Origin of the sequence: Actinomadura kijaniata NBRC 14229 (assembly GCF_001552175.1) — a bacterium.
GTDB lineage: Bacteria > Actinomycetota > Actinomycetes > Streptosporangiales > Streptosporangiaceae > Spirillospora > Spirillospora kijaniata.
Genome location: NZ_BCQR01000039.1, coordinates 1 through 21699, shown reverse-complemented (window position 1 = coordinate 21699; position 21699 = coordinate 1). Strand labels below are relative to the sequence as shown.

Below are 21699 nucleotides of genomic sequence, written 5' to 3'. Positions count from 1 at the left end.
GGAGCCGGCGGGCCGTCCTCGACATCCTCGGCCGCGTCCCCTTCGACCGACGGCCCGCGCATCGGACGGTCACGGCCCGGCGCTGGCCATGCGGTGGTCATGCGGTGGTCAGCCAGACGACATCGGCGAGGATCTCGGAGGCGGTGATCGCGTCCAGTTCGGAGAACGGCAGGGGGTGGGAGCCGGTCCGCCGGGTGAGCCGGACGCGGTCGATGCGCTGCTCGGGCCAGTGGTCGAGGTCACCGACGACGATGCCCGGTTCGATGTCGATGACGACGGTGCGGTCCCCGGGGAGTTCCCGGCGGACACCGACCTGGACGCCGCCGTCCTCGGCGCCGCCGCGCAGCCAGCCGCGCCGTTCCATGCCGAGCAGCCTGCCGACCGGCACGGTGATGCCGCGGAAGCGTTCCAGTTCGGTGCTCGCGCGCTCCCGCCCGGTCAGCGCGTACGTGGGGCGGTCCAGCTGCGGGAAGGGCTGGCTGATCTCGTAGTCGTCGAACACCTCGGCCCATGACTCCAGGCTCCCCGACAGGTGGAGCGGGTGGGCGACCCCCACCCGGGTCGGCGCGGCCAGGGTCAGCTCGTCGTCCCGGAGGTCGGCGAGCGACCGGTCCTCGGCGACGCGGAACGCGCGGCCGTCCTCGGTGATCCACACCAGGCGCCGGGCGACGTGCCGTACCAGCGGATGTCCGACGATCAGCCCGCGGAACTCCTCGGCGGTCCACCGGCGCTGGGTGACCATGGCGTGTTCGAAGCGCCGGAGCTGCTGGGCGGCCACCGTCCGGACATCCTTCTTCAGGGCGGCGAACCGCTTGTGGGCGGCCGGGGCCAGCTCCCGGTCGTCGCGGGCGCCCGGCTTGGGAAGGGTCGCGCGCCTTCCGCCGGTGCCGTCGACGACGTACGGCCTGAGCTGCTCGTCGAAGCCCACGGTGAAGCCGCGCGGCCCGTAGTCGAGGAACATCCCGCCCCTCTCGTCCAGCCCGAAGTCGGGGACGAGCCGGTCGCCGAGCTGTTCGGGGCTCAGCCCGAGGTCCTCGGCCAGGGAGTCGAGCCGTTCCCGTGCCTTCCTCGCGAGGCCCGGGTACCTGGCCTTGGTGGCGATGCCGTGGAGGTGCATCAGTGCCACCTCGGTGCCGATCGCGAGCAGGGCGTCCAGGCCCCTGACCGCCTTGTGGTGGCCGCCGTCGCCCGGCCAGGCCTGGATCACCGGCGTGAGCCCGCGCACCGTCCCGTCGTCGCCGAGCAGCCCCAGGGCCGTCAGCACCCAGTGGTCCTCGTCCGCGCCGTGGTCCTGGTCGCGCAGGCCCGACAGCTCGAACAGCCGCCAGGCGAGTGCGGCGAGGGAGGCGGGGTCGCAGATCTCCTTGACGACGTCGATGCCCGCGTACGGCCTGTCGGGCGTGGAGATGGACAGCATGGTGACGATGTGGTCGACCGCGTCGAGGGGAAGGGCCAGCCCGTTCTCGCGAAGGAGCACCTGGGGAAGGAGGTACGGATCCTGCCAGACCGGCCGCCGGGGCATCTCGGCCGGAAGGTCCTCCAGGGGATCGGCGGCGAGCAGCGTCGCGGCCGCTTTCGCGGCCTTGGCGCCGTATTCACCGGCCACTTCGAGGACCGTCTCGTCGCCTTCGGTCGCTGCGATGCGCCGAAGGGCGGCTTCGGCCTTGGAACGCTGCGGGCCGGTCTTCCCGAGGGCGAGGGGAATGAGGGCACGGGCCGCCGCCCGTTCCTCCGGCTCTCCCGGGACTCCGCCGGTCGGCGGTTGGAGTCCCTTGACGGTCACCCGTTTGAATCCGGCACGCTCGCGCGTCCACGGCGGCTCCACCAGCAGTCGTGGCAGGGACTCCGCCGGAGCCTCCGGCGCCCATCCGGCCGCCCGCTCGTCGATCGACCCGACGATCTCGCGGACCTTGGCGGGCAGGCGCGCCAGGACGGCGGCGACGACGTCGGGGCGGGCCGCCACGTGGTCGCGCAGCAGCCGGAGGGCGTAGGAGGAGATCGGCGCGGGACCGGACGCGGCCGCCTCGCCGAGCAGCCGCAGGGCGCGCGCGGGAAAGTGACGGGCCGTCTCGATCACGGCCCGGTGCGCGCGCGGCCGGTCGAGGCGGTCCACCAGGAGCCGGAACGCCTCGTCGGTCGCCAGCACGCCGAGCGCCCGCAGGAGCTCGTACGGGTCGCGTCCGGTCTCGGTCTCCTCGTCGGCGACGGTGGCCAGCGTCGGGGCCAGCGCCGGTCCGACGCCTTCGACGGCCGTGGGGAGCACGCCCGGCCTGCCGTCGAGCCAGTACCACCTGTCGTGGGTGTCGAGCAGCGTGGCGAGATGGTCGGCCGACCCCATCGTGCGCAGCACCATCATCCAGGTGTGCGGCTGCAACTCGGGCAGGGTGGCGCAGAGTTCGTCGACCCACTCCGTCCGCGTCGGCACCAGATACGCGGCGGTCAGGCGCCGCATGCCGTCATGGCGGCGCTCGCCCAGCGCCTCGACGGCCCGCCGGTACTCCGGTTCGCCGGCCGCCGCGAGAAAGGCGCGGACGCGGCTCGCCACCAGTTCGAGACAGTCCAGGCCACGGTTGAAACCGGAATCCCGCTTGTCCAGGCGGCGGGTCCGGAGATGGCGCCCGCGCTCCCGTCCCTCCCAGGAGTAACCGTCGACGAAGACGCCGCTGAGCTCGACCGCGGCCGCGGCGGCGAACACCAGGCCGTGTTCGGCGATCCACGCGTCCGCGAAGACGGCGAACGGCTCCTTGCCGCGCTCGTGGTCATCCCGTAGCGGCCATTCCGCGGCGAGGATGGCCGCGAGCACGGCGGCGCCCTGCGGGTTCGCCTCGCCCCGCAGGTGCGCGCGGGCGGGTCCGACCAGTTCCGCCCGGCTGGACCGCTGGTCGAGCAGGTGGTCGATCTCGTCACGCGTCTGTTCCACCCACCGCCGGACGGTGGGGACGGCGTCCGGGGCGAGTGCGAGCGGGGGGCCGGGCGTCCCGCCACGCCGTGGATGGAAGGTGGCGCGCCAGTCGTCGGGGATGACGAGAAGGTCCTCGTTCCGGGTCATGCGGAGCAACGTAGCGCCGACGCCCGACAAGATCATGCGAACGGCGGTCGTCCCGTCGTTCCCGGCTCTCAGCGGTCGCGCAGTTCGCGCTTGAGGAGCTTGCCGGTGGCGTTGCGCGGCAGCTCGGGCAGGATCACGACCTCGCGCGGGTACTTGTAGGCCGCCAGGTGCTCGCGGGAGTGGGCGATCAGCTCCTCCGGCGTCGCGGCCGCGCCGGGCCGCAGCGCGACGTACGCCGTGACCTCCTCGCCCAGGCGCTCGTCGGGGCGGCCGACGACGGCGGCCTCGGCGACGGCCGGGTGGGCGTGCAGGACCTCCTCCACCTCGCGCGGGTAGACGTTGTAGCCGCCCCGGATCACCAGGTCCTTCATCCGGTCGACGATGTAGAGGAAGCCGTCGTCGTCGGCGCGGGCCAGGTCGCCGGTGTGCAGCCATCCGTCGCGGATCGTCTCGGCGGTGGCGGCGGGGTTGCCGTGGTAGCCGCGCGTGACGCAGTGGCCGCGCACCAGCAGCTCGCCGACCTCGCCGGGCGGCAGCTCCTCCCCCGCCGCGTTCACGACCCTGGCCTCCACGCCCCACACGGGCTTGCCGATCGACAGCGGGCGGCGCTCGTCGGGACGGTTCATCGTGGCGGTGCTGGCGGTCTCGGTCATCCCGTAGCCCTCCAGCACGACGATGCCGAAGCGGTCCTCGAACCGCGTCAGCAGCGCCTCGGGCATCGCCGCGCCGCCGGACCCGGCGACCCGCAGGCTCGACAGGTCGCGGTCGCCCGCGTCGGCCTCGGTGAGGGCGTGGAACATCGCGGGGACGCCGAGGAACACGCTGACCCGGTGGCGGTGGACCGCGTCCAGCACGTCCGGGACGGTGAAGCGCGGCACCACCGACATCGTGGTGCCGCGCCGCACGGCGGTGTTGACGACGCCCGACAGCCCGAACACGTGGAAGAACGGCAGCACGGCCATCACGACGTCGTCGTCCTCGACGCCGAACAGCTCGCTGGAGACGGTGCAGTTCATGTAGAGCTGGAAGTGGCCGAGCTCGGCGCCCTTGGGGCGGCCGGTGGTGCCGCTGGTGTAGATGAGCACGGCCGTGTCCTCGGGGCCGGTCGGCGCGGTGCCGGTGTCGCCGCCGCCGTCGTACAGCCCGTCGAACGGACGGGTCCCCTCGGGCGCGTTCCCCGCGGTGTTCCCCACCACGAACAGCGGCACGTCCCCGGCGGCCTTGGCGGCCTGCTCCAGGCACCCCTCCCACACGACCATCAGGCTCGCGCCGGAGTCGGCGAGCTGGTGGGCGATCTCGTCGGCGGTCAGCAGCGGGTTCATCGGGACCATGACGAGCCCGGCCTTGAGGATGCCGAAGTAGGCGACCAGGAACTGCGGCAGGTTCGGCAGCTGCACCGCCACGCGCGCGCCGGGCGCCAGGCCCTCGCGGCGCAGTCCCGCGGCGAGGCGGCCGGACAGCGCGTCGAGCTCGGCGTAGCCGAGGTCGCCGTGGGCGGTGCGCGCGACCGGCCGGTCCGGGTGGGTCCGGGCCGACTCGGTGAGCATGGTCGCGAGGTTGAAGCTCATGGGGTTCTCCTTCTCCTGCGGCGGCTCAGAACGCGGCGGCGTCCAGGTCCATGAGGGCGTTGTCGGTGTCGCGCAGCGCAGCCAGCCGCGCGGTCAGCTCGGGCAGGACGGTGCCGGCGAAGAACCGGGCGGCGGCGAGCTTGCCCCGGTGGAAGGCGGTGTCGCCGGCGCCGGCGGACCCGGTGTCGAGAGCGGTCAGGGCGACGGCGGCCTGCCGCGCCAGCAGCCAGCCGACCAGCAGGTCGCCGACGCTCATCAGCAGGCGGGTGGTGTTCTGCCCGACCCGGTGGATCTCGGCGGGGTCGTGGGCGGCGGCGCGCTGCCAGCCGAGCATGGTGTCGACCATGGCGCGGACGTCGTCGAGCGCGGTGCCGAGGGCGTCGTGCTCGCGCTTGAGCCGCGCCTCGTTCTCGATGCCGGTGAGGAACGCCGAGATCTCCCCGGTCAGCGCGCCCCAGGCGCGGCACCGGTCGCGCACGATCTTGCGGAAGAAGAAGTCCTGGCCCTGGATGCCGGTGGTGCCCTCGTACAGGGTGTCGATCCTGGTGTCGCGGACGTACTGCTCCAGCGGGTGGTCCTGGAGGTAGCCGGAGCCGCCGAACGTCTGCAGCGCCAGGCCGAGCAGTTCGCAGGCGCGTTCGGAGCCGGCGCCCTTGACGACCGGCAGCAGCAGGTCGTTGACGCCCTCGGCCAGTTCCGCGGTGATCTCGTCGCCGTCGTGCCGGGCCTGCGCGGCGGCGTCCATCCGGTCGGCGGTGTACAGGTACAGGGCGCGCAGTCCCTCGGCGTAGGACTTCTGGAGCATCAGCATGCGGCGCACGTCGGGGTGTTGGTCGATCGTCACGCGGGGCGCGGCCGGGTCGGCGGCGCGGGTGAGGTCGGGGCCCTGCACGCGGGTGCGCGCGTACTCCAGGGCGTTGAGGTAGCCGGTGGACAGCGTGGCGATGGCCTTGACGCCGACCTGCATCCGCGCCGACTCGATGACGCGGAACATCTGCGCGATGCCGTCGTGGACCTCGCCGACCAGCAGGCCGACGGCGGGTTCGCGGTGCCCGAACGTCAGCTCGCAGGTCGTGGAGACCCGCAGGCCCATCTTCTTCTCGACGTTGGTGGCGTGGACGCCGTTGCGGCCGGTCAGCTCGCCCGACACCGGGTCGAAGGTCCACTTGGGGACCAGGAACATCGACAGTCCCTTGGTGCCGGGTCCGGCGCCCTCGGGGCGGGCCAGCACGAAGTGGACGATGTTCTCCTCCAGGTCGTGCTCGGCGGAGGTGATGAACCGCTTGACGCCCTCGATGTGCCAGGTCCCGTCGGGTCGCCGGACCGCCCGGGTGGTGCCCGCGCCGACGTCGGATCCGGCGCCCGGCTCGGTGAGCGCCATCGTCGCGCCCCAGCCCCGGTCCACCATGATCTCGGCGATGCGCCGCTGCTCCGGGGTGCCGATGCGGTACAGCAGGCCCGCGAAGGCGGGGCCGCTGCCGAACATGAACACCGGGGCCTGCGCGCCCTGGATCATCTCGACGGCCGCCCACCACAGCGCGCGGGGCGCGGGGGCGCCGCCCAGCTCCTCCGGCAGGTCCAGCCGCCACCACTCGGCGTCGGCGTAGGCGCGGTAGGAGCGGCGGAACGGCGTGGGCATCTCCACCGAGCACGTCTCGGGGTCGTAGACGGGAGGGTTCCGGTCGCTCTCGGCGTAGGAGGCGGCGACCGGGCCGGTGGCCAGGCGTTCCACCTCGGCAAGGACGTCGCGCGCGGTGACGGCGTCCAGCGCGGCGAACGGCCCGGCGCCCATGCGGCGGTCCGCGCCGAGCACCTCGAACAGGGTGAAGTACAGGTCACGCAGGTTGCTGCGGTAGTGGGTCACGCGCGTTCCTCGCCGGTGCGGAAGGGGCCGCAGGCCCCCTTGTGGGTAACTAAGCGCTCGCTTAGCATTGCCCTCACTTCACGGAGGTGTCAATGTCCGGAACGCCGATGTCCGCCGCGCCGCCGTTCGCCGCGCCGGTGACGCTCACGGGGCCGGAGCGCGCGCCCCGCAACCTGCTGGCGGAGCAGACCTACGGCGACCACGCGAGCATCCACGACGAGGCGACCGCGCAGGGGCTGGGCGTCGCGGGCGCGGCGGTCGAGGGCCCCACGCACTTCAGCCAGTTCGACCCGCTGATGGCCGCGCTGTGGGGCCGCCGCTGGTTCGAGCGGGGCCGCCTCAGCGCGCACTTCACCGCGATCTGCGTCGACGGGGAGACGACCCGCGCGGTCGCCGAGGTCGCCGGGACCGGCGCGACGCGGGCGGTGCTGCGCACGGAGAAGGCCGACGGGACGGTGGTGCTCACCGGGACGGCGGACCTGGGCGGCTCCGGGGACGGCGCGGCCGGCGCGGGCGGCGGGCCGACCGCCGCGCGGGAACGTCTCGCCCGGATCCGTCCCCTGACCGATCCGGTGATCTACGCGGGGTGGGAGCCGGGACGGCGCGGCGCGGCCCCCGAGCGCGTGCGGATGGGCTTCGACACCCACATGGGCGACCTGTATCCGTTCACGCTCCGGGACAAGCTCGCCTCCATCACCGAGCCGAGCCCCTGGTACGAGGGCGGCGACAACCCGTGGGGGCGTCCGGTCGTGCCGTTCGAGATGATCAGCGTGCTGGCGATGGCGACCTACGGCGAGTCGGGGCTGACCAAGGCCGAGCCGTCGGTCGGGCTGTTCCTGGACCTGGAGATCGCGCTGCTGGACGGCCCGGTGTTCGTGGACGAGCCCTACGTGCTGGAACGCGAGGTCGTCGCGCTCGGCGAGAGCCGCCGCACCGAGTCGGCGTGGGTCCGCACGACCGTCACGTCCGAGGGCACCGGTGCGGCGGTCGCCGAGGTGCTGCTGCACCAGGGCGTGTTCAAGGAGTCCTACCCCGGCTACCCCGCCCAGTAGGGGGCGCGCAGCCCGCGCTTGTCGAGCTTGCCCATCGCGGTGCGGGGCAGGTCCGGCACGAAGTCGACCGAGCGCGGGCACTTGTAGTGGGTGAGCCGGTCCCGGCAGAACGCGATCAGCTCCGCCTCGGTGAGGTCGGGGTTCCGGCTGACCACCAGGGCCTTCAGCTCCTCGACCATCTCCGGGTGCGGGACGCCCACGCACGCGGCGTCGACCACGTCGGGATGCTCGAACAGCACCCGTTCGGCCTCGGCCGGGTAGATGTTGACGCCGCCGGAGACGACCATGTCGGAGAAGCGGTCGGTGATGTAGACGAAGCCGTCGTCGTCCACGTGGCCGATCTCGCCGAGGGTGAAGACGCCGGGCTCCAGGTGCGCGGCGGCGGTCTTGCCGGGGTCGTCCTCGTACAGCACGCCCCGGCCGGTGGCGTCGCGGAAGTACAGGCGGCCCTCGGCGCCCGGCGGCAGCGGCCGTCCCTCCTCGTCCACGACCAGGACCTCGAACGGCGGCAGGGGCCGCCCGACCGAGCCGGGGTGCTCCAGCCACTGGTGGGAGTCGATGACGCAGACCGTTCCGGCCTCGCTGGCCCCGTACGCCTCCACGATCACCGGGCCCCACCACTCGATCATGGCGCGCTTGACGTCGGCCGGGCAGACCGAGCCGGTGTGCACCACCAGCACCAGCCCGGAGACGTCGTACTTCGCGCGGACCTCGGCGGGCAGCTCCAGCAGCCGCACGAAGTGGGTCGGCACCATCACCGACACCCTGATCCCCCACTCCTCGATCGCGCGCAGCACCGCCTCGGCGTCGAACCGGCCGAGCACCCCCAGGGTGATCCCGCCCGCGAACGCCCGCACCCCGTACAGCGGCCCGGTGTGGTACAGCGGCCCGACCGCCAGGTGCGGGCCGACCATCGTCAGCGGCTGCGCGCGCAGCGCCTCGACGTGCTCGGCGACGGTCGCGCCGCCCGCGTACATGTTGGGCGGCAGCGGGGTCGCCTTGGGAACGCCGGTGGTGCCGGAGGTGTAGAGCAGGTTGGGCAGCGGCTCCAGGTCCGACGGGGGCTCGGCGGGGGACGATCCGGCGAGGAACTCCTCCCACGACCCGACGCCCTCGGCCGGTCCGGAGCGCCAGGCGAGGATCCGGGCGATGCCCGCCTCCTTGGCGGCGGCGACGGCGCGCTCGACGTTCTCCGGGCCGGTCAGCAGCACGGTCGCGCGGGAGTTGTCCAGGATGTAGGCGGTCTCGGGCGCGGTCAGGTGGAAGTTGACCGGGACGACCGACATCCCCGCCAGCAGGCCCGCCACGTGCGCCAGGACGGTCTCCACGGAGTTCTCCGCGTACACCGCGATCCGCCGCTGCGGACCGACGTCCAGGGTCAGCAGCCCGTTGACGGCCCGGTTGAGCAGGTCGTCGGCCTGGGCCCAGGTCAGGGTGGTGCGCTGGTCGCGCAGCGCGGTCTCGGCGGGGCGTTCGGCGGCGTGCCGGGCGGTGGAGACGGCCATGGACTGCCCTCCGGGGTGGGACGGTGACGACGGTGGCAGGGATCACTCAAGCACAGTCCGGTCACGAGCAGAACGGGATTCGGTTACCCGGTTTCCGGCCCGCCGCCGATGGATCGTTCCAACTGATCTCCTAGGGTGAGGGGCATGTCTCGGGAGACGGTCGCGCGGGGGTGGTTCGCGGCGACGGCGCTGGTGGCGGCGGCCGGACTGGTCCTGGAACTGGTGCTCTCGGCGACCGCCGACGGCGGGCACTTCGCCACGCCCGCCGGACGGGTCGTCGACACCCTGTGCTACTTCACCATCCAGTCCAACGTCATCGTCGCGGTGACGAACCTGCTGCTGGCGCTGCGGCCGGGGCGGCCCGGCGCCCCGTTCCGGGCGCTGCGGCTCGACGGCGTGCTGGCGATCACCGTGACCGGCGTGGTCTACCACCTGGTGCTGGCCGGGCTGTCGGATCCCCAGGGGGCGCGTGCCGTGGCGAACTTCCTGCTGCACACCGCCTCGCCGGTGCTGTGCGTGGCGGGCTGGCTGCTGTTCGGCCCGCGCGGGGCGATCACCGCGCGCGTGGTGGCGCTGTCGCTGCTCTGGCCGCTGGCGTGGGTGGCGCTGACGCTGGCGCGGGGGCCTTTCGTCGGCTTCTACCCGTACCCGTTCGTGGACGTGACCGAGCTGGGCTATCCGCGCGTGCTCGCCAACACCGGTCTGGTGGCGGTGTTCTTCCTGGTGCTGGCGGGCCTGGCGGCGCTGTTCGACCGCCGGCGGGCGCGCCGGGAGGTCCCGGTTTCCGCGGAGTCGAAAAGCCCCGCCCTCCGGGGCGGTCCGGACCGGTAGGTTGCGGCCGTCAGAGTCGGAGGGTGGGGATGACTGCTACGGCCTCGGCGGACGAGACGGCGAGCGGACCGGCGGGCGGGACGGCGGGCGGGACGACGCTGTCGCGGGCGGTGCGGGTGCTGGAGGCGTTCGGTCCGGACCTGGCCGCGCTGTCGGTGGCGGAGATCGCCCGGCGGTCGGGGGTGTCCATGGCGACCACGTCGCGGATGGTCGCCGAGCTGGTGCGGCTCGGGCTGCTGGAGCGCGGCGCCGACCGGCGGGTGCGGGCCGGGCTGCGGCTGCGGGAGCTGGCGTCGCGGGCCGCGTCGGCGGGGCTGCGCGAGGCGGCGGCGCCGTTCATGGAGGACCTGCACGCGGTCGTCGGCCACCACGTCCACCTCGGCGTGCTGGAGGACGCGCGGCTGCTGGTCGTCGAGCGGCTGTCGGCCCCGGACGCGGTGGTCGACGCGTCGCGGTTCGGCGGCCGGCTCCCGGCGCACGCCTCCTCCGGCGGGCTGGTGCTGCTCGCCCACGCGCCCGCCGAGGTCCGGGAACGGGTCCTGGCCGGGAGGCGGGAGCGGTTCACCGCCGCCACCGTCACCGACCCGGCCCGGCTGCGCACGCTGCTGGCCGACGTGCGCCGCGGCGGGTTCGCGTTCTGCCGGGGGCACGTCCACCCCCGCGCCGCGGGCATCGCCGCGCCGGTCCGCGACGCGCGGGGGCGGGTCGTCGCGGCGCTGACGGCGGTGGTGCCCAACGACGCGGGCGCGCGGGCGCAGGTCTCCGCGCTCCGGGTGGCCGCCCGGGGCGTCTCCCGGGCGCTCGGCGCGCGTCCGGCGTGACCCGCGCGGGGGCGGCGTTGCTACGCTCCCCGCAGGGGGTGGGTGCGCTGGTCACCGGGGGCGAGAGGCGCGGGCCGCGGGTCCGCGAGCTGCGGACGCTGGAGGAGCTGACGGAGGTCAACCGCCTCTTCGACCGGATCTGGCGGCCCGGTGAGCCGCTGTTCCAGGTCGAGCTGCTGCGGGCGCTGTCGCACGCGGGCAACTACGTGGCCGGGGCGTTCGAGGGCGGGGCGATGGTGGGCGCGTCGGTGGCGTTCCTCGCCGAGCCCGCCGGGGAGGCGCTGCACTCGCACGTCACCGGCGCCCTCGGCGGGCGCGGCGTCGGGCTGGCGCTGAAGCTGCACCAGCGCGACTGGGCGCTGGAGCGCGGGCTGCGCCGGATCACCTGGACGTTCGACCCGCTGGTGCGCCGCAACGCCTACTTCAACCTGGTGAAGCTGGGCGCGCGGCCCGAGGAGTACCTGCCGTCGTTCTACGGGACGCTCGACGACACGATCAACGAGGGCGACGAGACCGACCGCGTGCTGGCGGTGTGGCGGCTGGACGAGCCGCCCGCCCCGGCCGCCGCCGGGGGCCCGGTGCTGCTGGCCGACCGGGGCGGGCGGCCCGTGGTGCGCGCGGCCGGGGGCGACGTCGTGCTGGTCGAGGTGCCCGCCGACATCGAGGCGCTGCGGCGCGAGGACCCGGCCGCCGCGCGGGAGTGGCGGGCGGCGGTGCGGGAGGTGCTGGGCGGGCTGCTGGCCGGCGGCGCGCGGGTCGTCGGGTTCCACGACCGCTCGGCCTATGTCGTGGATCGCTCCACCGGGACGCGGGAGGACACATGAGGATCACCGGGGTCGAGCTGCGGCGGATCGCGATGCCGCTGGTGGCGCCGTTCCGCACGTCGTTCGCCGTGGAGACGGCGCGGGACGTGCTGCTGGTGCGGGTCGTCACGCCGAACGCCGAGGGGTGGGGCGAGTGCGTGGCGATGGCGGACCCGCTGTACTCCTCCGAGTACGTGGACGGGGCGGTGGACGTGCTGCGGCGGTTCCTCGTTCCGGCGCTGCCCAAGACCGACGTGGACGAGCACGCGGTGGAACGGGCGCTGGAGCCGTTCAAGGGGCACCGGATGGCCAAGCACGCCCTGGGGACGGCCGTGCTGGACGCGCGGCTGCGCGAGGACGGGCGGTCGCTGGGCCGCCATCTCGGCGCGTCCCGCGACCGGGTGCCGTGCGGCGTCTCGGTCGGGATCATGGACTCGGTCCCCGAGCTGCTGGACGCGGTCGCCGGGTACCTCGACGAGGGGTACGTCCGGATCAAGCTGAAGATCGAACCCGGCTGGGACGTGGAGCCGGTGCGGGCGGTGCGCGAGCGGTTCGGTGACGACGTGCTGCTCCAGGTGGACGCCAACGCCGCGTTCACGCTGGTGGACGCGCCCCGGCTGGCGAGGCTGGACGACTTCGGGCTGCTGCTGGTCGAGCAGCCGTTCGCCCATGACGACATGGTGCAGCACGCCCGGCTGGCGCAGCTCATCCGGACGCCGGTGTGCCTGGACGAGTCGATCGAGTCGGCCGCGCACGCGGCGGCGGCGATCTCGCTGGGCGCGGCGTCGATCATCAACGTCAAGCCGGGCCGGGTCGGCGGCTACCTGGAGGCCCGGCGCATCCACGACCTGTGCCGGGCGCACGGGGTCGCGGTGTGGTGCGGCGGGATGCTGGAGACCGGCGTCGGGCGCGCGGCCAACGTCGCGCTGGCCGCGCTGCCCGGGTTCACGCTGCCCGGCGACACCTCGGCGTCCCGGCGGTACTTCGCCGAGGACGTGACCGAGCCGTTCGTGCTGGACGACGGCCACCTGGCCGTGCCGACCGGCCCCGGCATCGGGGTGGAGCCGGTCGCGGAACGGCTGCGGGCGTTCACCACCTGGTCGGAGTGGCTGCCGGCCTGACCCGGATCACAGGGCCTTGAGCAGCGCGTCGGCCAGCGGGGCGGAGGAGGCCGGGTTCTGGCCGGTGTACAGGTTGCGGTCGACCTCGATGTGCGGGGCCCACGGCTCGCCCTCGACGAAGTCCGCGCCCAGCTCGGTCAGGCGGTCCTGGAGGAGCCACCTGACCTTGTCGGCGTTGCCCGCCAGGGTCTCCTCGGCGTTGGTGAAACCGGTCAGCCGGAAGCCCGCGAACGGCGAGGCGCCGTCGCCGTCCACGGCGGCCAGCAGCGCGGCCGGGCCGTGGCACACCACGCCCAGGGGCTTGCCGGAGGCCAGGAACGCGGTCAGCAGGCGGCCGGAGTCGGCGTCCACGGCCAGGTCCTCCATGGGACCGTGGCCGCCGGGGTAGAACACGGCGTCGAAGTCGGCCGGGTCCACCTCCGCCAGCCGCACCGGCGAGCGCAGCTCCTTGATCGCCTCCAGCCGGGGGGCGAGCTCGGGGGTCAGGCTGGCCGGGTCGACGGGCGGCTCGACGCCGCCGGGGGTGGCCACGACGACCTGGTGGCCCGCCGCCGTGAACGCCTCGTAGGGGACCACCGCCTCCTCGGCCCAGAACCCGGTGGGGTGCCCGGTGCCGTCGGCCAGGGTCCAGCGGTCGGCCCCGGTCATCACGAACAGGATCCTCGCCATCGTGGGTGCTCCTTCAGTGGTCGGACTTCCTCAACGCGGTCGACACTAGGCGGGCGAGCCATAGGAGGACCAATAAGCTGGGCTCTATGCGCTATCAGGATTCCGATGGCTCGCTGGACCTGAACCTGCTGCGGACGTTCCTGGCGGTGCACCGCGGCGGGTCGTTCACCGCCGCCGGTCAGCTGCTGGGGCTGTCGCAGCCGACGGTCACCGCGCAGATCCGGGCGCTGGAACGGAGGCTGGGGCGCGAGCTGTTCGAACGGCGGGCGCGCGGCGTCGTCCCGCTCCCCTACGCCGACGACCTGGCCGCGCGGGTGGTCGGCCCGCTGGACGCGCTGGCGGCCGTCGCCGGGGGCGTGGCCGGGTCCCCGGCCCAGCCGGTGTACCTGGCGGGGCCCGCCGAGCTGCTCTGCGAACGCGTCCTGCCCGCCCTGGCCCCGCTGGCGGCCGGGGGCGTCGAGGTGCGGGCGGCGCCGGGGCTGACCGAACCGCTGCTGGAGGAGATGCGGGGCGGGCGGCACGACCTGGTGGTCGCCACCTCCCGGCCGCGCCGCCGCACGCTGCCCGCCGAGCCGATGATGGACGAGGAGTTCGTGCTGGTCGCCGCGCCCGCGTGGGCCGAGCGGATCGGCGGGCGGGTGCCGGGGGGCCTGGGCGGGGCGCCGCTGGTCACCTACGCCGAGGACCTGCCGATCGTGCGCCGGTACTGGCGGCACGTGTTCGGGGAGCGGCCGTCGTGCCGCGCCGCCGTCACCGTCCCGGACCTGCGCGGGGTGCGCTCGGCGGTCGTGGCGGGCGCCGGGTTCGCGGTGCTCCCCCGCTACCTGTGCCTGGCCGAGCTCGCCTCCGGGGCGCTGGTCCCGCTGCACGAGCCCGACGACCCGCCGATCAACACGGTCTACCTGGTGCGGCGCCCCGGCTCCGAACGCAACCCGCACGTCGCCGTGGTCCGCGACCTGCTGCTCCACGCCGCCCGGGAGTGGTGACCACCGGCCTCAGCGCCCCTCCGGCCCGGCCTCGCCGGTGATGTAGCGCTGCAGGGTGGGCCCGATCCAGGCGACGACCGCGTCCCGGTCCATGGCGGCGACGGGCGGCAGCCGCAGCACGTACCGCGTCAACGCCAGCCCGAGCACCTGAGCCGCGACAAGCCCGGCCCGAAAGGCGACATCCCCGGAGGACACACCCCCGCCGGAAGGCCCAGCACCGGAAGACGCGGCACCGCCGGAAGAACCGGCGCCGGAAGAGGCGGGAGCATGGGGAGACCCAGGGGCATCGAGAGCCCCGGGCGCGCCCGGCGACGCGGCACTGTCGGAAGATGCGGGCACGCCGGAAGAGGCGGGAGCACCCGGAGACACGGAGGGGCCGGGAGCCATGGTTTCCCCGGACGCCGGCGTGGCGGCGGGGAAGGCGTCGTTTTCGGAAGCGGCGCCTTCGGCGGGGGCGGTCTCCTCAGAGGACGCAGCGTCGCCGGGAGGCGCATCGCTTCTGGGTGGTGTCTCGTCGGCGGAGGGGGCATCGTGCTCGGGCGCGGTGCCGCTGACAGGCGCGGCGGCGTCGGGAGGGGCGGGGGTGAAGGCCGCTAGTGCCGGTTGTAGTTGGGTGGCGAAGATCTCTCGCATGCGTTCGGCGGCGGCCGGGTGGGTCACGGCGGCGCGGAGGAGCGCCATGAGGGTCTCGTCGCCGTCCCAGCGGTCGATCACGTGGCCCGCGATCCTGCGGCCGATCTGGTCGCGGGGCGTTCCGGTGAGGTCGGGCAGGCGCAGGTCGAAGTCGGCGGCCAGCGCGAAGAGCCGTTCCTTGCTGCCGAAGTACCGCATGACCATGGACGGGTCGATGCCCGCGTCGGCGGCGATGGCCCGGATGGTGGCCCGGTCGTAGCCGTCCTCGGCGAAGCGTTCGCGGGCGGCGGTGAGGATCGCTCTGCGGGTGGCGTCCGAACGCCGTTCCCTGCTGGTGGCCTGCATGCCAACAACTGTAGGCCAACAGGTGTTGACTTCCCAGGAGCGGCGTGTTGCAGTGAAGTCAACAGGCGTTGGCCAACAAGCGTTGACCTGAAGGAGGGGCCATGACCGAAGTGATCGTCGTGGGCGCGGGGCCCACCGGGCTGCTGCTCGCGGGAGACCTGGCGGAGGCGGGGGTCGCGGTCACCGTGCTGGAACGCCGGGACGGCGAGATCTCCAACCTGTCGAGGGCGTTCGTGGTCCACGCCCGGACGCTGGAGCAGCTGGACGCGCGGGGCCTGGCCGAGGCGCTGACGGACACCGGCACGGTCCTGGACGGCCTGCGGCTGTTCGGGCGGGTGCGGGTCGATCTGAGCATGCTGCCCAGCCGCTTCCCCCATCTGGTGGTCACCCCGCAGTACAACGTCGAGCGCCTGCTCCTGGAACGCGCGCTCCAGGCAGGGGCCGAGGTCGTCCACAACGCGGAGGTCGTCGGCCTGTCGCAGGACGGCACCGGCGTCACCGTCACCACGGACGGCGGGACCTACCGGGCCGCCTACGTCGTGGGCGCCGACGGCCTGCACAGCGCGGTGCGGCGCCTGGTCGGGCTGCCGTTCCCCGGCCGGTCGGTGCTGCGGTCCATCATGCTCGCCGACGTGAAGGTCGCCCGGGAGCCCGACCAGGTGCTGACGGCCGACGCGGTCGGGGACGCGTTCGCGTTCATCGCCCCGTTCGGCGACGGCTACCACCGGGTCTTCGCCTGGGACCGCCGCCGCATCCTCCCCGACGACGCGCCGCTGGCGCTGGACGAGGTCCGCGAGGCGACCCGGCGGGCCCTGGGCGACGACTTCGGCATGCACGACCCGCGCTGGCTGTCGCGCTTCCACAGCGACGAGCGCCAGGCCCCGCGCTACCGGGTCGGCCGGGTGTTCCTGGCCGGGGACGCCGCCCACGTCCACTCGCCCGCCGGGGGCATGGGCATGAACACCGGGCTCCAGGACGCCGCCAACCTCGGCTGGAAGCTGGCCGCCGCGCTGCGCGGGGCCCCCGACGCGCTGCTGGACGGCTACCAGGACGAACGCCATCCGGTCGGCCGTTCGGTGCTGCACACCAGCGGCGCGATCGTCCGCGTGGCGCTGGTCAGGTCGTCGGTCGGCCGCGTCCTGCGCGGCCTCCTCGGGCAGGGCGCGCTGGCGGTCCCGGCGATCCGCGCGCGGGCCGCCGGGCGGATCAGCGGCGTCGGCTTCGCCTACCGGGCGCCCGCCGGGGCGCACCGGCTGGTCGGCACCCGCGCCCCGGACGTCCGGCTCGCGGGCGGCGTCCGCCTGTACGAGGCGCTGCGCGGCGGGCGGTTCGTGCTGGTCGGGGACGCCGACGTCACCGGCTGGGAGGACCGGGTCCGCGTGGCCGGGCCCGCCGGGCCGGGCGGCCTGGCGGTGCTCGTCCGGCCCGACGGCCACGTGGGCTGGGCGGGCACGGACGCCGCCGGGCTCCGCCGGGCGCTGACCGCGCTGGCGGGAGCCCCCATGAGCAGGTCAGGGGTTCCACACGCCTGAGGCGGCGGCCTCCTTGGCGTACTCGGCGAAGGAGCGCGGCGAGCGCCCGAGGACGCGTTCCACGTCGTCCGACACGGGTGCGCCCGCGTTCCGGGCGACCGAGTCCATCAGGTCCGCGATGGTCCGGGCGACCTCTCCGGGGTGGCCCTGCCGGGACGCCAGGTCGACGAAGGCCGCGCGGTCGAGCGGGGTGTAGCGGACCTCGCGCCCCGAGGCTTCGGAGATGAGGGACGCGGCGGCGCGGAACGACAGCGCCTCCGGGCCGGTCAGCTCGTACACGCGGCCCGCGTGCCCGTCGCCGGTGAGCGCGGCGGCGGCGACGTCGGCGATGTCGCCGGCGTCGACGAACGCCTCGCGCCCCTCGCCGGCGGGCAGCGCCAGCTCCCCGGCCAGGACCGGGGGCAGCAGGAAGTCCTCGCTGAAGTTCTGCGCGAACCAGGCGGCGCGCAGGATCGTCCATTCCGGGGCCGCCTCGCGCACGGCCGTCTCGATCGGCTCCTGGTGCGGGTGCGCGCCGCCGTCCGCTCCCCGGGCCGACAGCAGGACGATCCGCCGGACGCCCTCCCGTCCGGCCCGCCGGGCGAACGCGACGACGTGGGCGGGGTCCACGTACTCGACCATGGGGACGAGGTAGACGGCCCCGGCGCCCTCCAGCGCGGGCCCCCAGGTCCCCGGGTCGCCGTAGTCGAAGCGGGTCCCGGTGGAGCGGGAGGCGGCGCGGACGGGGGCGCCGAGGTCGCGCAGCCGGGCGGCCACGCGGTGGCCGGTCTTGCCCCGGCCGCCCAGTACGAGGATCGGTGCTCGGTTCATGACACCCATTCCAGCGCGCGGGGTGAGACGTTCACATGGTCGTTCGTCTCGGGCGCATGTGAGATCGTCTCGTCGGCTAGGAGTTCCGGCCCCAGGCGAACATCCCGAACGCCGCCAGCAGCAGGGTGATCCCGCAGGCGACGCCGCGCAGGTGGTTCCAGGCGGTCCAGCGGCCCGTGTAGTCGGCCCAGATCCGGGCGGCCTCGGCCGGGTCGGTGGGGATCGACGCGGCGTCCAGGACGTTGTTCAGCGGGACGTTCACCACGGCCGTCGGCGCGATCGAGCCGAGCACGTACACCACGGCCGCCGCCAGGAACAGCAGCGCCGCCATCTTCTGGTCGAGCAGGAAGAACAGCAGGATGGCGGTCAGCAGCGCCGCCACCGGCGTCAGCGTGAAGGAGGACAGGAACAGCGGGTTCAGGATCTTGCGGTTCATGTGCTGCATGGCCTCGATCGCCGTGCCCGGGCGCGACGCGTCCAGGCCCGGCATGACCGAGGTGGAGAAGGCGAAGAACACGCCGGTCATCCCGGCGGCCATCAGCAGGGTGACGGCGGCGGGCACGGCGGTGAACAGGGTCTTCACAGGGTTTCCTCTCATGGCCGGGGACGGGCGCGCGGCCCGTCCCCGGCGGGTCGGGGGGCAGGGGGTCCAGGGGTCAGGGCGTCCAGACGCCGGTGGCGGCGGTGGTGTGGGCGTAGTCGGCGAAGTCGTTGGGCTCGCGACCGAGGGCGCGGCGCACCCCATCCTGGGGCTCGGCGTTGCGGCCGTCCAGAACCGTGGTGAACAAGTAGGTCAAAAACGCCACGATGTCCTCGGACAGGCCGTGGGCGCGCAGCGTGTCCGCGTACTCCTCCACCGGCACCTGGACGTAGGCGATCGGGCGTCCGGTCGCCTTGGCGATCTCGTCGACGGCCTCGGCGAAGGTGAGGGCGCGCGGCCCGGTGATCTCGTAGACCTGCCCGGCGTGGCCGTCCTCGGTGAGGGCGGCCACCGCGACGTCGGCGATGTCGTCGGCGTCGGCGAACGGCTCGGGCACGGGCCCGGCGGGCAGCGCCACATGCCCGGCCAGCACGGGCTCCAGCAGGTAGTCCTCGCTGAAGTTCTGCGCGAACCAGGAGCAGCGCACGACCGTCCACTCGACGGGCGCGGCCTGCACGATCCGCTCGCACGCCTGCGCCTCCTCCTCGCCCCGGCCCGACAGCAGCACGATCCGGCGGACCCCGGCGGCGACGGCCGCGTCGGTGAACGCCCGGATCGCGCCGGTCGCGCCGGGGACGGCCAGGTCGGGGTAGTAGGCCAGGTAGACGGCCCGGACGTCGCGGAGCGCGGGCGCCCAGGTGCCCGGGTCGTTCCAGTCGAAGGGCAGGTCGGCGGAGCGGGAGCCCCGGCGGACCGGGACGTCGCGGGCCTCCAGGCGGTCGGCGACGCGGCGGCCGGTCTTGCCGCCGGCGGCGAGGACGAGGGTGAGTTCGCTGCTGTTCGTCATGTCCTCAAGTCAACCGGCGGCGGCCTTCGTGGAACATCGTTGAGACGCCGGGCTCCATACGCCAGCGTCTACGGTCCGGTCGCCACCAGCCGGGACCGGGCCTCGCGCAGCGTGGCGAGGGGGTCGTCGCCGCCGCGGACCTCCAGCACGTGACGGCCGGGGTAGCCGATCCTCCGGAACGCCGCCACCGCCGCGGGCCAGTCCACGACGCCGTCGCCGGGCACCAGGTGCGGGTCGCGGCCGGCGCCGTCGGAGTCGTGCAGGTGGGTGTGGGCGAGCAGGTCCCCGGCGGCCTCGATCTCCGCGCGGAGCCCGTCGCCGAGGTGGCCGTTGAAGACGGCGTGGCCGACGTCGAGGCAGATGCCCACCGGGCGGGCGACGCGGGCGAGCGCGGCCCGCAGGTCCCGCACCGACCGCAGCGTGGGGCCGCGCAGGGTGTGCATGTTCTCCAGGGTCAGGCGCATCCGGCGGGCGCGGGCCCGGTCGGCGATCGCGCGCAGCGCCGGGACGAACCGCTCGACCATCCGGTCCTGGTCGTCGCCGTCGTCGCCGAACAGCACCGGGTGGGCGACCGCCAGCTCCGCGCCGAGGCGGTGGCCCAGGTCGAGGGTCCGGCCGCACAGGTCGGCCCACGCGGCGGCGCGCTCGTCGGCCGGGGCGCCCGGCAGCACCGCGTCGAACGGCAGGTGCACCGACCGCACGGCCAGCGGGTGCGCGCGCAGCCAGTCCTCGGCGTCCGCGACGTCGGGGTCGACGCGCGGGTCGAGGTGCATGCCGTCGGCCCACACCTCGGCCTCGGCGAAGCCCGCCCGTTCCAGGGTCTCCAGCGCCCCGACGAGCGTCAGGCCGGGGCAGCTCCAGGTCGTTCCCACCATCAGTCGGCCGTCCACGGGGCCTCCGCGCGTCGTCCGGGTCTCCATCGAACCACGCGGCGACCGTATCGTGGCGGCATGGACGCGCTGACCGACCTCCTCGACGGCCCCCGCGCGCGGGGCGCGTTCCTGCTGCGGGCGTCGCTGGACCCGCCGTGGTCGGTGCGGATCGAGGACCGCGCGCCGCTGTGCCTGGTCGCGATGGTCCGGTCGGGCGCGTGGGTGCGCTACGACGACGGCGAGCGCGTCGAGCTGCGGCCCGGCGACGTGGCGGTCACGCGCGGGCCCGAGCCGTACGTGGTGTCCGACGCCCCGGCGACCGAGCCGCAGATCGTCATCCATCCCGGGCAGCGCTGCACCACCCCCGACGGGGTGAGCCTGTCGGAGGCGATGGACCTCGGCGTGCGGAGCTGGGGCACCGCCCCGGACGGCGCCACGGTCATGCTGGTCGGCGCGTACCAGATGCGCGGGGCGGTCACGCAGCGGCTGCTGGCGGCGCTGCCGCGGCTGGCGGTGGTGCGCCGCGAGGACTGGGACTCGCCGCTGGTGCCGCTGCTCGGCCAGGAGATCGTCCGGGACGAGCCGGGGCAGGACGTGATGCTGGACCGGCTGCTGGACCTGCTGCTGATCACGGTGCTGCGGGCCTGGTTCGCCCGGCCCGGCGCGCGGACGCCCGGCTGGTACCGGGCGCACGGCGACCCGATGGTGGGCCCGGCGCTCCGGCTGCTGCACGACGACGTCGCCCACACCTGGACGGTGGCGGGGCTGGCGGAGAAGGTGGGCGCGTCCCGGGCCGCGCTGGCGCAGCGGTTCGTGAAGCTGGTCGGCGAGCCGCCGATGACGTACCTGACGAGCCTGCGGCTGGCGCAGGCGGCGGACCTGCTGCGCGAGGGCGACGGCACGCTGGACGCCATCGCGCGGCAGGTCGGCTACGGCACGGCGTTCGCGCTGAGCACCGCGTTCAAGCGCGAGTACGGCGTCAGCCCGCAGGAGTACCGCTCCGGCGCCCCCGCGCCGTCCTAGCGCCGCCCGGGTGACCGATGACTTTCGTCCCGTCGTGTCGTCTACCTGTCGGGAGCGTTCCGCCTGCGGAAGCCCGAGACGAGATGACGAGGAGCGTGCGTGACCGTGGACCAGGAGAACGTGAGCGCCAGCCTGACCGTCGCCGCGCCGGCCGCGAGGGTGTTCGCGGTGCTGGCGGATCCGGCGGCCCATTCCGCGATCGACGGGACCGGCTGGGTCCGGGAGGCCGTCGACCGGGCGCCGCTGACCGAGGTCGGGCAGATCTTCCGGATGGACATGTACCACGCCAACCATCCGAACGGTGACTACCGGATGGCCAACAGGGTCCAGGTGCTCGATCCGCCGCGCGCCATCGGCTGGCTGCCGGGCCAGGAGCAGGGCGACGGCCGGCTGGAGTTCGGCGGCTGGACCTGGCGCTACGACCTGGTGCCGCTCGGTCCGTCCGGGACCGAGGTCACGCTCACCTACGACTGGTCGGCGGTGCCGCCGTCCATCCGGGAGTACCTCCGGTTCCCGCCGTTCGGCCCCGACCACCTCGCCGGCTCGCTGCGCCACCTGGCCGAGCTCGCCGCCGGAGGGTGACGGCGGCGATCCGCGTGGATCGCCGCCATCGATGACCGGTCACGACGTCGCTTCGAGGGCGCGGGCTAGAGCCTGTTTCAAAGTGGGCCTCAGCCGCGCACGCGAGCGCGTCACCTGACCTGCGGGCCCGACGCCGGAGGCGAGGG

At 74.5% G+C, this 21699-nt stretch carries 19 protein-coding genes; 9 read left to right on the top strand and 10 right to left on the bottom strand.

Annotated features, from left to right (window positions below):
* Positions 1-97 precede the first annotated feature (97 nt).
* The 3 genes from AKI01S_RS14135 to AKI01S_RS14125 all read right to left on the bottom strand — a co-directional run bounded on the left by AKI01S_RS14135 (position 98) and on the right by AKI01S_RS14125 (position 6481).
* Positions 98-3049, bottom strand: coding sequence for a DUF4132 domain-containing protein (locus AKI01S_RS14135; protein WP_157419835.1), 2952 nt, complete (start codon positions 3047-3049; stop codon positions 98-100).
* A 68-nt stretch (positions 3050-3117) separates the two neighbouring features.
* A complete protein-coding gene (locus tag AKI01S_RS14130) occupies positions 3118-4617 on the bottom strand; it encodes a long-chain-fatty-acid--CoA ligase (RefSeq protein WP_067816376.1) in 1500 nt (499 codons plus the stop codon).
* Between the two features lie 25 nt (positions 4618-4642).
* Entirely contained in the window at positions 4643-6481 is a 1839-nt protein-coding gene (locus AKI01S_RS14125; protein ID WP_067816373.1) for an acyl-CoA dehydrogenase, read from the bottom strand.
* Positions 6482-6573: 92 nt separating this feature from the next.
* Here AKI01S_RS14125 and AKI01S_RS14120 point away from each other — a divergent pair, with 92 nt between their 5' ends.
* Positions 6574-7533, top strand: coding sequence for a hypothetical protein (locus AKI01S_RS14120; RefSeq protein WP_157419834.1), 960 nt, complete (start codon positions 6574-6576; stop codon positions 7531-7533).
* Here AKI01S_RS14120 and AKI01S_RS14115 read toward each other — a convergent pair.
* Entirely contained in the window at positions 7518-9038 is a 1521-nt protein-coding gene (locus AKI01S_RS14115) for an AMP-binding protein (protein ID WP_067816370.1), read from the bottom strand. The genes AKI01S_RS14120 and AKI01S_RS14115 overlap by 16 nt on opposite strands.
* Positions 9039-9182: 144 nt before the next feature.
* Here AKI01S_RS14115 and AKI01S_RS14110 point away from each other — a divergent pair, with 144 nt between their 5' ends.
* The 4 genes from AKI01S_RS14110 to menC are packed head-to-tail and all read left to right on the top strand — an operon-like array spanning position 9183 to position 12614.
* Positions 9183-9869, top strand: coding sequence for a Pr6Pr family membrane protein (locus AKI01S_RS14110; protein ID WP_067816368.1), 687 nt, complete (start codon positions 9183-9185; stop codon positions 9867-9869).
* Positions 9870-9898: 29 nt separating this feature from the next.
* Entirely contained in the window at positions 9899-10690 is a 792-nt protein-coding gene (locus tag AKI01S_RS14105; protein WP_067816365.1) for an IclR family transcriptional regulator, read from the top strand.
* Positions 10691-10728: 38 nt separating this feature from the next.
* Positions 10729-11514 (top strand): GNAT family N-acetyltransferase, encoded by a 786-nt coding sequence (locus tag AKI01S_RS14100; protein ID WP_245681620.1) that lies wholly within the window; start codon positions 10729-10731, stop codon positions 11512-11514.
* A complete protein-coding gene (gene menC, locus AKI01S_RS14095) occupies positions 11511-12614 on the top strand; it encodes an o-succinylbenzoate synthase (RefSeq protein ID WP_067816362.1) in 1104 nt (367 codons plus the stop codon). The genes AKI01S_RS14100 and menC overlap by 4 nt, the downstream gene beginning before the upstream one ends.
* 6 nt (positions 12615-12620) lie before the next feature.
* Here the strand turns inward: menC and AKI01S_RS14090 are convergent, their stop codons facing one another.
* On the bottom strand, positions 12621-13283 hold the full coding sequence (locus AKI01S_RS14090) for a type 1 glutamine amidotransferase domain-containing protein (RefSeq protein ID WP_067816359.1): 663 nt from the start codon (positions 13281-13283) through the stop codon (positions 12621-12623).
* An 86-nt stretch (positions 13284-13369) separates the two neighbouring features.
* Between AKI01S_RS14090 and AKI01S_RS14085 the strand changes: the two genes are divergently transcribed.
* Positions 13370-14269 (top strand): LysR family transcriptional regulator, encoded by a 900-nt coding sequence (locus tag AKI01S_RS14085; RefSeq protein WP_067816356.1) that lies wholly within the window; start codon positions 13370-13372, stop codon positions 14267-14269.
* A gap of 9 nt (positions 14270-14278) precedes the next feature.
* On the opposite strand, the gene AKI01S_RS53430 is transcribed toward AKI01S_RS14085, so the two are convergent.
* Positions 14279-15247, bottom strand: a complete 969-nt coding sequence (locus AKI01S_RS53430; protein WP_245681619.1) for a TetR/AcrR family transcriptional regulator — start codon at positions 15245-15247, stop codon at positions 14279-14281.
* Between the two features lie 101 nt (positions 15248-15348).
* On the opposite strand from AKI01S_RS53430, the gene AKI01S_RS14075 reads away from it, so the two are divergent.
* Complete coding sequence (locus tag AKI01S_RS14075; protein ID WP_067816353.1) at positions 15349-16779, top strand: FAD-dependent monooxygenase; 1431 nt, start codon at positions 15349-15351, stop codon at positions 16777-16779.
* Here the strand turns inward: AKI01S_RS14075 and AKI01S_RS14070 are convergent.
* The 4 genes from AKI01S_RS14070 to AKI01S_RS14055 form a co-directional block, all read right to left on the bottom strand.
* Complete coding sequence (locus AKI01S_RS14070) at positions 16759-17589, bottom strand: Rossmann-fold NAD(P)-binding domain-containing protein (protein ID WP_067816348.1); 831 nt, start codon at positions 17587-17589, stop codon at positions 16759-16761. The genes AKI01S_RS14075 and AKI01S_RS14070 overlap by 21 nt on opposite strands.
* Positions 17590-17665: 76 nt before the next feature.
* The gene (locus AKI01S_RS14065) at positions 17666-18172 is read right to left on the bottom strand and encodes an anthrone oxygenase family protein (protein WP_083999542.1); all 507 of its coding nucleotides are present in this window, start codon (positions 18170-18172) and stop codon (positions 17666-17668) included.
* Positions 18173-18245: 73 nt separating this feature from the next.
* Positions 18246-19076 (bottom strand): NAD(P)H-binding protein, encoded by an 831-nt coding sequence (locus AKI01S_RS14060; protein ID WP_067816342.1) that lies wholly within the window; start codon positions 19074-19076, stop codon positions 18246-18248.
* A gap of 68 nt (positions 19077-19144) precedes the next feature.
* Positions 19145-19966 (bottom strand): sugar phosphate isomerase/epimerase family protein, encoded by an 822-nt coding sequence (locus AKI01S_RS14055; RefSeq protein WP_169813959.1) that lies wholly within the window; start codon positions 19964-19966, stop codon positions 19145-19147.
* Positions 19967-20026: 60 nt separating this feature from the next.
* On the opposite strand from AKI01S_RS14055, the gene AKI01S_RS14050 reads away from it, so the two are divergent.
* Positions 20027-20971, top strand: coding sequence for an AraC family transcriptional regulator (locus AKI01S_RS14050; RefSeq protein ID WP_067816336.1), 945 nt, complete (start codon positions 20027-20029; stop codon positions 20969-20971).
* Positions 20972-21070: 99 nt separating this feature from the next.
* The gene (locus AKI01S_RS14045) at positions 21071-21553 is read left to right on the top strand and encodes an SRPBCC family protein (protein ID WP_218009673.1); all 483 of its coding nucleotides are present in this window, start codon (positions 21071-21073) and stop codon (positions 21551-21553) included.
* Positions 21554-21699 lie beyond the last annotated feature (146 nt).